The sequence below is a fragment of the Castellaniella sp. genome, assembly GCF_049650445.1.
Taxonomy (GTDB): Bacteria; Pseudomonadota; Gammaproteobacteria; order Burkholderiales; family Burkholderiaceae_B; genus Castellaniella.
In genome coordinates this window covers 1-9,118 of sequence record NZ_JBASAD010000018.1, presented here as the reverse complement: position 1 = coordinate 9,118, position 9,118 = coordinate 1, and the positions used below count along the sequence as shown (strand labels likewise).

Sequence of the window (9,118 nt, the reverse complement as noted above, 5' to 3'; positions counted from 1 at the left end):
GGGGCGTCCGGGTGCTTCGGATCGGGGCGCTCGATCTGGTAGGCAACCCGGTAGCGCCGGGCCAGCGCCGCAATGGCCTTCTCGTCGCCTGTCAGGCCGATGGCATGGGGGTCGAACTGATCCACGTACGCCTGCAGGATGTCGGGCGTGTCCCGGTGGGGATCGACGCTGACGAACAGGATGCGGACCTGATCGGCTTTGGGCCCCAGGGCTTCGGTCACCTGGGCCAGTTGTGCCATGGTCGTGGGGCAGATGTCCGGGCAACTGGCGTAGCCGAAGAACATCAGCACCACCTTGCCGGCGAAGGCCTGCTGCGTGACGGCCGCGCCGCCCGCCCCCTGCAGGGAAAATTTCAGATCCGGCAGGAAGCCGCGCACCGGGTGGACGGCGGCCAGAGCCAGGCTCGTGCCAGCTAGCCACAACAGCAGTCCTGTCAACAGGCGTCGGATCGGAGTCATGCGTTTTCTTCCAGCAGTCCGCTATGCCGCAGCAAGGCGTCGATGCTCGGATCGCGGCCCCGAAATGCGCGGAAGGACTCTGCCGCCGGGCGCGAACCACCGACGGCGATGATCTCGTCCAGATAACGGCGGCTGGTGACCGGATCGAACACGTCGCGCGCCCCGTCCGGACCTGGCCTGGCCTGTTCCTCGAAGGCGGCGAAGGCGTCGGCCGACAGGACTTCGGCCCACTTGTAGCTGTAGTAGCCGGCGCCATAGCCCCCTGCGAACAGATGCGAGAAGGCATGCGGAAAGCGATGCCAGGCGGGCGGGATCAGCAGCGCGACTTCCTGGCGGACCTGATCCAGGGTATCCAGGACCTCGCTGATCGACAGGCCGCTGGCGCGAGTGTGGATCAACATGTCGAACAGGGAGAACTCCACCTGGCGCAGGGTCTGCAGGCCGCTCTGGAAATTGCGCGCGGCGATCATGCGGTCGTACAGGTCGCGGGGCAGGGGCTCGCCGCTGTCCACGTGGCGGGTCAGGGATTGCAGCACATCCCATTCCCAGCAGAAATTTTCCATGAACTGCGAAGGCAGTTCGATGGCGTCCCATTCGACGGCGGCAAAGGCCGCCGCGCCCGGTTCGTCCACGCGCGAAAGCAGCGTGTGCATGGCGTGGCCGCTTTCGTGGAACAGGGTGATGACGTCGTCGTGCGACAGCAGCGCCTCGCGGCCGTCCTGCGGCGCGGGGAAATTGCAGGTCAGCCAGGCCAGCGGCGTGTGCAGTCGTCCGGCATGCACGCGGCGGCTGCGTTCGCTGTCCACCCAGGCGCCACCCTGCTTGCCGGTGCGGGCGTACAGGTCGATGCCCAGACGGCCCAGTTCGCGGTCCTGCGCGTCCAGCACCCGGTAGATACGGGCGTCGGCGTGCCAGGCGGGTGCGGCGGTGGCCTCCAGGCGCACGCCGAACAGGGTGTGGATCACCTGGAACAGGCCGTCGAGCACGCGGGATTCAGTGAAGTAGGGGCGCAGTTCCTCGTCGGAATAAGCGTAGCGGCTTTCGCGCAGGCGTTCGGATGCGTAGGCGATGTCCCAGGGCTCCAGCGGGTCCAGTTGGAGCTCGCGGGCGGCGAAGTCGCGCAGTTCGTCCAGATCGCGCGCAGCGCTCGGCCGGGCCCGGGCGGCCAGTTCGCGCAGGAAGTCCAGCACCTGGCTGGCGCTGTCGGCCATGCGGGTTTCCAGGCGCAGGCTGGCGAAATCGGCATGGCCCAGCAGGGTGGCTTCTTCGGCCCGCAGGGCCAGCAGGGATTCGATGGACTCGGAGTTGTCGAAGGCCGGGTCACCCTGGTCCGAGGCCCGCGTGGCGTGCGCGCGATACAGCGTCTGGCGCAATTCGCGATCACGGGCGTGCAGCATGACCGGCAGGTAGCAGGGCATGTGCAGGCTCAGTTTCCAGCCGGATTCGCCTGCCGTCCGGGCTGCCTGGGCGGCTGCGGCAATCACGTCCGGTGGCAAGCCCTGCAGACGGGTCTCGTCGGTGATCGTCAGGGACCAGCCATCGGTGGCGTCGAGCACATTTTCCGAGAACTTCTGCGACACCTGGGCCTGCAGATCCGCGTTGCGGGCGTAAGTCTCGCGCGCGGCGCCCTCCAGTTCGACCCCGCTCAGGCGGAAATCGCGCAGCGCCAGTTCGATGATGCGACGGCGGGTCGGCGACAGCGCGGCGAAGGCGGGGCTTGCCGCCAGCGTGCAGTAACGTTCGTACAGGCCGCGGTGCAGTCCCACCCAGGTGGAAAACTCGCTCATCAGGGGCAGGCAGGCGTTGTAGGCGGCGCGCAGGTCCGGCGTGTTGACCACGCTGTTCAGATGCCCGGCGATCGACCAGGCGCGGTGCAGGCGTTCGGACGGGTCCTCGATGGCCTCGACCAGATTGTCCCAGTCGGGCGCGTCCGCGCATGCGGCGGCGGCCTCGATCGCGGCGCGCGAAGCCTCGATCAGCTCGCGCACGGCGGGCTCGATGTGTTCGGGTCGGACGGCGTCGTAGTCCACGAATGCCTCGGCCGGAACGAGGAGGGGATTGCCGGCGATGCGGGTGCTGTTCATGCGTACTCAGATGGGGGCGAAGCCCCCATTGTTCAAGCCTGCGGCGTCACACTTGCAGCGTGCGCTCGGCGGCTTCGGTGGTGTTGACCAGCAGCATGGCGATGGTCATGGGGCCTACGCCGCCGGGTACGGGGGTGATTGCAGAGGCGACGGCGGCGGCCGAATCGAAGTCCACGTCGCCGACGAGCTTGCCGGATTCGAGCCGGTTGATGCCCACGTCGATCACCACGGCGCCAGGCTTGACCATGTCGCCGGTGACGATGCCGGGCCGGCCCGTGGCCACCACCAGCACGTCGGCCCGGCGGGTCTGGGTGCCCAGGTCGCGGGTCTTGGAATTGCACAGTGTCACGGTGGCGCCCGCCGCCAGCAGCAACATGGCCATGGGTTTGCCGACGATGTTGCTGGCGCCCACGATCACGGCCTCGGCGCCGCGCAGCGGGACGGCTTCCGATGCCAGCATCTTCATCACGCCGTACGGCGTGCAGGGGCGGAACAGCGGCCGGCCGGTCATCAGCAGACCGGCGTTGCTGACGTGAAAGCCGTCCACATCCTTGGCGGCGCTGATGGTCTCGATGACCAGGCCGGTGTCGATATGGCCGGGCAGGGGCAATTGCACCAGAATGCCGTGAATGGCCGGATCGGCGTTCAGCGTCTCGATCACGTCCAGCAGTTCGCCTTCGGGCGTGTCGGCACCCAGCGGGATGACGCGCGAATGCATGCCGGCGGCGGTGCAGGCGGCGGCCTTGTTGCGGACATAGACCTGCGAAGCCGGGTCTTCGCCGACCAGCACGACCGCCAGTCCGGGCGTGATGCCCTGGGTCTTGAGCGCGCGCACGCGTTCGGCGACTTCGCCGCGCACCTGGGCGGACAGGGCCTTACCGTCGATCAAACGGGCACTCATGTCAGGCTTCCTCGGCGCGGGTCAGGGCGATTTTCATCAGATCCGCCACCGTGGTGACCTCGAGCTTTTCCATGATGTTGGCGCGGTGGGCTTCGACGGTCTTGATGCTGATGTTCAGATCGCCGGCGATCTGTTTGTTCAGACGCCCGGCCACGATGCGTTCCAGCACCTGCTGCTCGCGGGCAGTCAGACGGCTGAGCACCGCCTGCTGGTCACGCTGGGCGTGGGCTTCGCGCGAGCGTTCCTGGGCCTGTTCCAGCATGCCGGCCACCAACACGCGCAGATCGGCCTCGTTGAAGGGCTTTTCCAGGAAATCGACGGCACCCTTTTTCATGGTGGAGACCGCCATCGGCACGTCGCCGTGGCCGGTGATGAAGACGATGGGCAGCGGGGCCTTGCGGGCGATCAGGGCTTCTTGCAGTTCCAGACCGCTCATGCCGGGCATGCGGATGTCGGCGATCAGGACGCCAACCTGTTCAGGATCATAGGTGGCAAGGAATTCTTCGGCGCTGGCGAAGCTGCGCACCGCATAGCCGTTGGCTTCGAGCAGCCAGCGCAGGGAGTCGCGGACTGCCTCATCGTCGTCGACGATAAAGATGGTGCTGGGGATTTGGGTATCGCTCATGCGTGCTGTTCCTCCGTGAATTCTGTGTTCTGAGGGCCGGACGGGGCTTTTTGCAGGGTAACGCGAAAGATGGTTCCACCTTCCGGATTGGCGCTGGCCCACAGGCGTCCGTGGTGCGACTCGATGATGGTGCGGCAGATGTTCAGGCCCATGCCCAGGCCTTCGGACTTGGTGCTGTAGAAGGGTTCGAACAGCCGTTCGGGATTGCGCAGGCCGTGGCCGCGATCGATGACGGCGATCTCGACCTGGGGATGCTGGTCGGTGATGCGGACGTGCAGGCTGCGGTATTCGCTGTGTTCCATGGCTTCGACACCGTTTTTCAGCAGGTTCAGCAGCACCTGTTCGATCAGGATGGGGTCGGCCAGAACTTCGGGCATGGGATCGGGCAGATCCTGGATGATCTCGATGCGGCGCTTGCGGGCGTCGATGTCGGCGAAGCTGACGGCGTTTTCCACGATCCGGCCCAGGCCCACCGCCTGGCGGCGGGGTTCGCTGCGCTTCACGAATTCGCGGATGCGGCTGATGATCTTGCCGGCGCGTTCGGCCTGCTGGGAGGCCTTTTCAAGGGCCTGAAGCAGGGATTCGGTCGAGGCCTTGCCCGACTTGATCATCGCTACGGCCGCCATATTGTAGTTGCTGATGGCCGTCAGCGGCTGATTCAACTCGTGCGCCAGGGATGAGGCCATTTCCCCCATGGTGGTCAGGCGGCTGGTGAGCTGGGCCTTTTCCTGCTGTACGCGGGATTCTTCCTCGTGCTTGCGACGCTCGGTGATGTCGCGCGCCACCTGCAGGCGCACGCGGCGCGAATCGGTCCAGGCGAGCATGCGGTGGTGGACTTCGAACCAGCGCTGGGCCGTGGCCGAGAACAATTCCATGGTCTCGTCGGTGAAGCGGCCCAGGCGTCCACCCAGCAGTTCCGCGTGGCCGCCGGTCTGGGCGCCGAAGAGGCGCCGGTAGGTGCGGTTGGCAAACAGCAGTTCCAGCCCCTCGGGCGTATCCGCCACCACCGAGATTGCGTCGTCCAGCCCTTCGAGCACGGTCATGAACCGCTCGTGCGCGGCGGTCAGGGCCTCGCGGATGCGCTTGGGTTCGGTGATGTCGGTCATGGAGGTCATCCAGCCGATCTGTTCACCCTTGGGGTCGCGCAGGGGGGAAACATACATGCGCGCGGTGAAACGCGAACCATCGCGCCGCTGGGCCTCGATTTCCAGGCCGCTGCTAGGGGTGCGCCCCGACAGCAACTGGGCCAGGGTGTCGCGGTGATGGTCGTGACGCCCGGGCAGCCAATAAGGAAAGGGGGACGTGCGGCCGATCAGGTCGGCTTCGTTCCAGCCGATCATGCGGCAGAAGGCCGGGTTCACGTAGGCGATGCGCCCCTGCATGTCGAATACGCGCATGCCCGTGGACATGGAGTTTTCCATGGCCCGGCGGAAACCGGTCTCGGCGATCAGCGCGGCTTCGGCCTGGGTGCGAAAGCGGGTATAGCGCCAGAGCGCCAGCAGGCTGAATACAATCACCAGGGACAGGGCGAACACCACCATCATCAGGCGCTGCTGGCGGGTTTCCTGGTCGATGGTGACGAACATCACGCTGTCGCTCTGCAGGCGTTGCAACCAGATGAAAGCACCCATGACGCACAAATAGAGCACGAGCACGACCGCCGGCGTCAGCCAGTACAGGCGGCGGCTGTTGTGACGGGCATGTTCGTAGAACGTCGTCGGAATCAGGGACTTGCGATTCGGAGAGGCCATGGACTTGAGGGTATCGCGATTGCGCCATTTTAGACGCGAAAACCCTATTCAATTTTTCACATAATAAAAATACATATCATCTGATGAAATTTTGCTTGTGCTGAAGCAGGCTCTTTCCTAGAATGGCTGAAAGTGCCGGCTCCCGGGATGCACACGCGCCCGGAATTTCTGTTGCAGTGTCGCTGGCGCAGCACCCTTTTGCATCCCCTTTTAGTCAGGCTGGCGCGATGTGTGGTCGCGTCATCGAACCACACCACAGGAGACACACATCATGTCCTCTCTTGACCTAGTCCACGCGGCAGCGGCGGATGTCGATCAGCAGGAAACCCAGGAATGGATCGATGCGCTGGAAGCGGTGCTCGATCGAGAAGGCGCGGAGCGCGCCCACTATCTGATCGAGCGCCTGATCGATCTGGCCCGGCGCAACGGTGCCCACATTCCCTATTCGCTGAACACGGCTTACGTGAATACCATCCCCCCGGGGCTGGAACCTCCGCATCCGGGCAATATGGTGCTGGAAGAACGCATTCGTTCCTACATCCGCTGGAACGCCATGGCCATGGTGGTCAAGGCCAACCAGGTCGAGCCCCCCGATGGTGGCAGCCTGGGTGGCCACATCGCCTCCTTCGCCTCGCTGGCGACCATGATCGAATGCGGTCAGAACCACTTCTGGCATGCCGAATCGGCCGACCGCGGCGGCGACCTGGTGTACTTCCAGGGCCACTCGTCCCCGGGCATGTATGCGCGCGCCTTCCTCGAAGGCCGCCTGACCGAAGAAAACCTGAACTACTTCCGCCAGGAAGTCGGCGGCAAGGGCAAGGGGCTGTCCTCCTACCCGCACCCGAAACTGATGCCGGATTTCTGGCAGTTCTCCACGGTATCCATGGGGCTCGGGCCCATGTTCGCCATCTATCAGGCCCGCTTCCTGAAATACCTGCATGCCCGCGGCCTGGCCAACACGGCCGAGCGCAAGGTCTGGGTCTTCGTGGGCGACGGCGAGATCGATGAGCCCGATACCCTGGCCGCCATCGGCCTGGCTTCGCGTGAAAAGCTGGACAACCTGATCTTCATCGTCAACTGCAACCTGCAGCGCCTGGACGGTCCGGTGCGCGGCAACGGCAAGATCATCCAGGAACTCGAAGGCGCCTTCCGCGGCAACGGCTGGAACGTGCTCAAGCTGATCTGGGGCGGGTACTGGGATCCCCTGTTCGCCCGCGACAAGGAAGGTCTCCTGCGCCGCATCATGGAAGAAACCGTGGACGGCGAATACCAGGCCTACAAGGCCAACGACGGCAAGTTCGTGCGCGAAAAATTCTTCGGCAAGCATCCCAAGCTGCTGGAGATGGTCAGCCGCATGAGCGACGAGGACGTCTGGCGCCTGAACCGTGGCGGCCACGATCCGCACAAGGTCTACGCGGCCTTTGCCGCCGCCGCCGGCCACAAGGGCCAGCCTTCGGTCATCCTGGCCAAGACCATCAAGGGCTATGGCATGGGTCACGTCGGCCAGGCCAAGAACCCCACCCACCAGCAAAAGAAGCTGGACATCGATTCGGTGCGCGAATTCCGCGACCGCTTCAATATCCCTATCCCCGACGACAAGGTCGAGGAAATCCCCTTCTACAAGCCGGCCGAAGACTCACCGGAAATGAAGTACCTGCATGAGCACCGCAAGGCGCTGGGCGGCTACCTGCCGCACCGCCGCGTAAAGGCAGACCAGTCCCTGCCGGTGCCGGCACTGGAGAGCTTCAAGGCCGTGCTGGAGCCTACCGCCGAGGGCCGTGAAATCTCCACCACCCAGGCCTTCGTACGGGTGCTGAACCAGATCCTGCGCGACAAGGACCTGGCGCCGCGCGTCGTGCCCATCCTGGTGGACGAGTCCCGCACCTTCGGCATGGAAGGCCTGTTCCGCCAGATCGGCATCTACGCCCCCGAAGGCCAGAAGTACGTGCCGGTCGACAAGGGCCAGGTGATGTACTACCGCGAGGCGGAAAACGGTCAACTGCTGCAGGAAGGCATCAACGAAGCCGGTGGTTTCAGTTCGTGGGTGGCGGCGGCGACGTCGTACTCCGTCAGCAACACCATCATGATCCCGTTCTTCATCTATTACTCGATGTTCGGGTTCCAGCGTTTCGGCGACCATGCCTGGGCGGCGGGCGACATGCTGGCGCGCGGCTTCGTGCTGGGGGGGACCGCCGGCCGCACCACGCTGAACGGCGAAGGCCTGCAGCACGAGGACGGCCACAGCCACATCCAGGCCTCGCTGATCCCCAATTGCGTGGCTTACGATCCGGCCTTCGCCCACGAAGTCGCCGTCATCATCCGCAGCGGCCTGCAGCGCATGATGCATGACCAGGAAGATGTGTTCTTCTACATCACGTTGATGAACGAGAACTACGCGCAGCCGGGCCTGAAGGCCGGCGACGAGGCGGCCATCCTGAAGGGGATGTACAAGCTGCAATCCAGCGCCAAGCCCTCCAAGAAGACCCACGTGCAACTGATGGGCTCCGGCACCATTCTGCGCGAAGTCCTGGCTGCCCAGGAACTGCTGGAAAAGGATTGGGGCGTGACTTCGGACGTCTGGAGCGTGACCAGCTTCACGGAACTGCGCCGCGACGGTCTGGACGCCGAACGCCACAACCTGCTGCATCCGACCGAGCCGGTCCGGGAAGCCTACGTCACCCGTCAACTGAAGGACACCCAGGGTCCGGTCATCGTTTCGACCGACTACATCAAGGCCTATGGCGACATGATCCGTCCCTTCGTGCCGAACGGGCGTGCTCTCAAGGTCCTGGGGACCGACGGCTATGGCCGCTCGGACTTCCGTTCCGAACTGCGCAAGCACTTCGAGATCGACCGTCATTTCGTGGTCCTGGCCGCTCTGCGCAGCCTGGCCGACGAAGGCACCATCGACATCAAGAAGTGCGCCGAAGCGATTGCCAAGTACGGTATTGACGCCGACAAGGTCAATCCGCACTACGCCTGAGGAGGACGAACAACATGAGCAATATCGTGGAAATCAAGGTTCCCGACATCGGCGACTTCGACTCGGTCGAGGTGATCGAGATCCTGGTGGCCGTGGGCGATACGATCGAGGCTGAACAAAGCCTGATCACGGTCGAATCCGACAAGGCCTCCATGGAGATCCCCGCCTCGCAGGGCGGGGTGGTCAAGGCGCTCAAGGTCAAACTGGGCGACAAGGTCACCGAAGGTGCGGTCATCCTGGAAGTCGAGGCTTCGGACGCCGCCGCCCCCGGCCCCGCTGCTTCGGCTCCGGCCGCTGCTTCGGCTCCGGCCGCTGC

Annotated in this window: 7 protein-coding genes; 2 read left to right on the top strand and 5 right to left on the bottom strand. The window is 64.7% G+C overall.

Annotated features, from left to right (window positions below):
- The 5 genes from WA983_RS06545 to WA983_RS06525 all read right to left on the bottom strand — a co-directional run.
- The coding region (locus tag WA983_RS06545; RefSeq protein ID WP_424311763.1) for an SCO family protein at positions 1-458 on the bottom strand (458 nt) is incomplete at its 3' end.
- Positions 455-2,542 (bottom strand): M3 family metallopeptidase, encoded by a 2,088-nt coding sequence (locus WA983_RS06540; protein ID WP_424249047.1) that lies wholly within the window; start codon positions 2,540-2,542, stop codon positions 455-457. The genes WA983_RS06545 and WA983_RS06540, both read right to left, overlap by 4 nt.
- Positions 2,543-2,588: 46 nt before the next feature.
- Complete coding sequence (gene folD / locus WA983_RS06535) at positions 2,589-3,443, bottom strand: bifunctional methylenetetrahydrofolate dehydrogenase/methenyltetrahydrofolate cyclohydrolase FolD (RefSeq protein WP_424249049.1); 855 nt, start codon at positions 3,441-3,443, stop codon at positions 2,589-2,591.
- A gap of 1 nt (position 3,444) precedes the next feature.
- Positions 3,445-4,068 (bottom strand): response regulator transcription factor, encoded by a 624-nt coding sequence (locus WA983_RS06530; RefSeq protein ID WP_424249051.1) that lies wholly within the window; start codon positions 4,066-4,068, stop codon positions 3,445-3,447.
- Complete coding sequence (locus WA983_RS06525; protein WP_424249053.1) at positions 4,065-5,819, bottom strand: PAS domain-containing sensor histidine kinase; 1,755 nt, start codon at positions 5,817-5,819, stop codon at positions 4,065-4,067. The genes WA983_RS06530 and WA983_RS06525 overlap by 4 nt, the downstream gene beginning before the upstream one ends.
- 271 nt (positions 5,820-6,090) lie before the next feature.
- Here WA983_RS06525 and aceE point away from each other — a divergent pair, with 271 nt between their 5' ends.
- On the top strand, positions 6,091-8,802 hold the full coding sequence (gene aceE, locus WA983_RS06520; protein ID WP_424311762.1) for a pyruvate dehydrogenase (acetyl-transferring), homodimeric type: 2,712 nt from the start codon (positions 6,091-6,093) through the stop codon (positions 8,800-8,802).
- 14 nt (positions 8,803-8,816) lie between these two features.
- Positions 8,817-9,118, top strand: a 302-nt coding sequence (locus WA983_RS06515) for a biotin/lipoyl-containing protein (RefSeq protein ID WP_424311761.1), incomplete at its 3' end; no start/stop codon positions are given.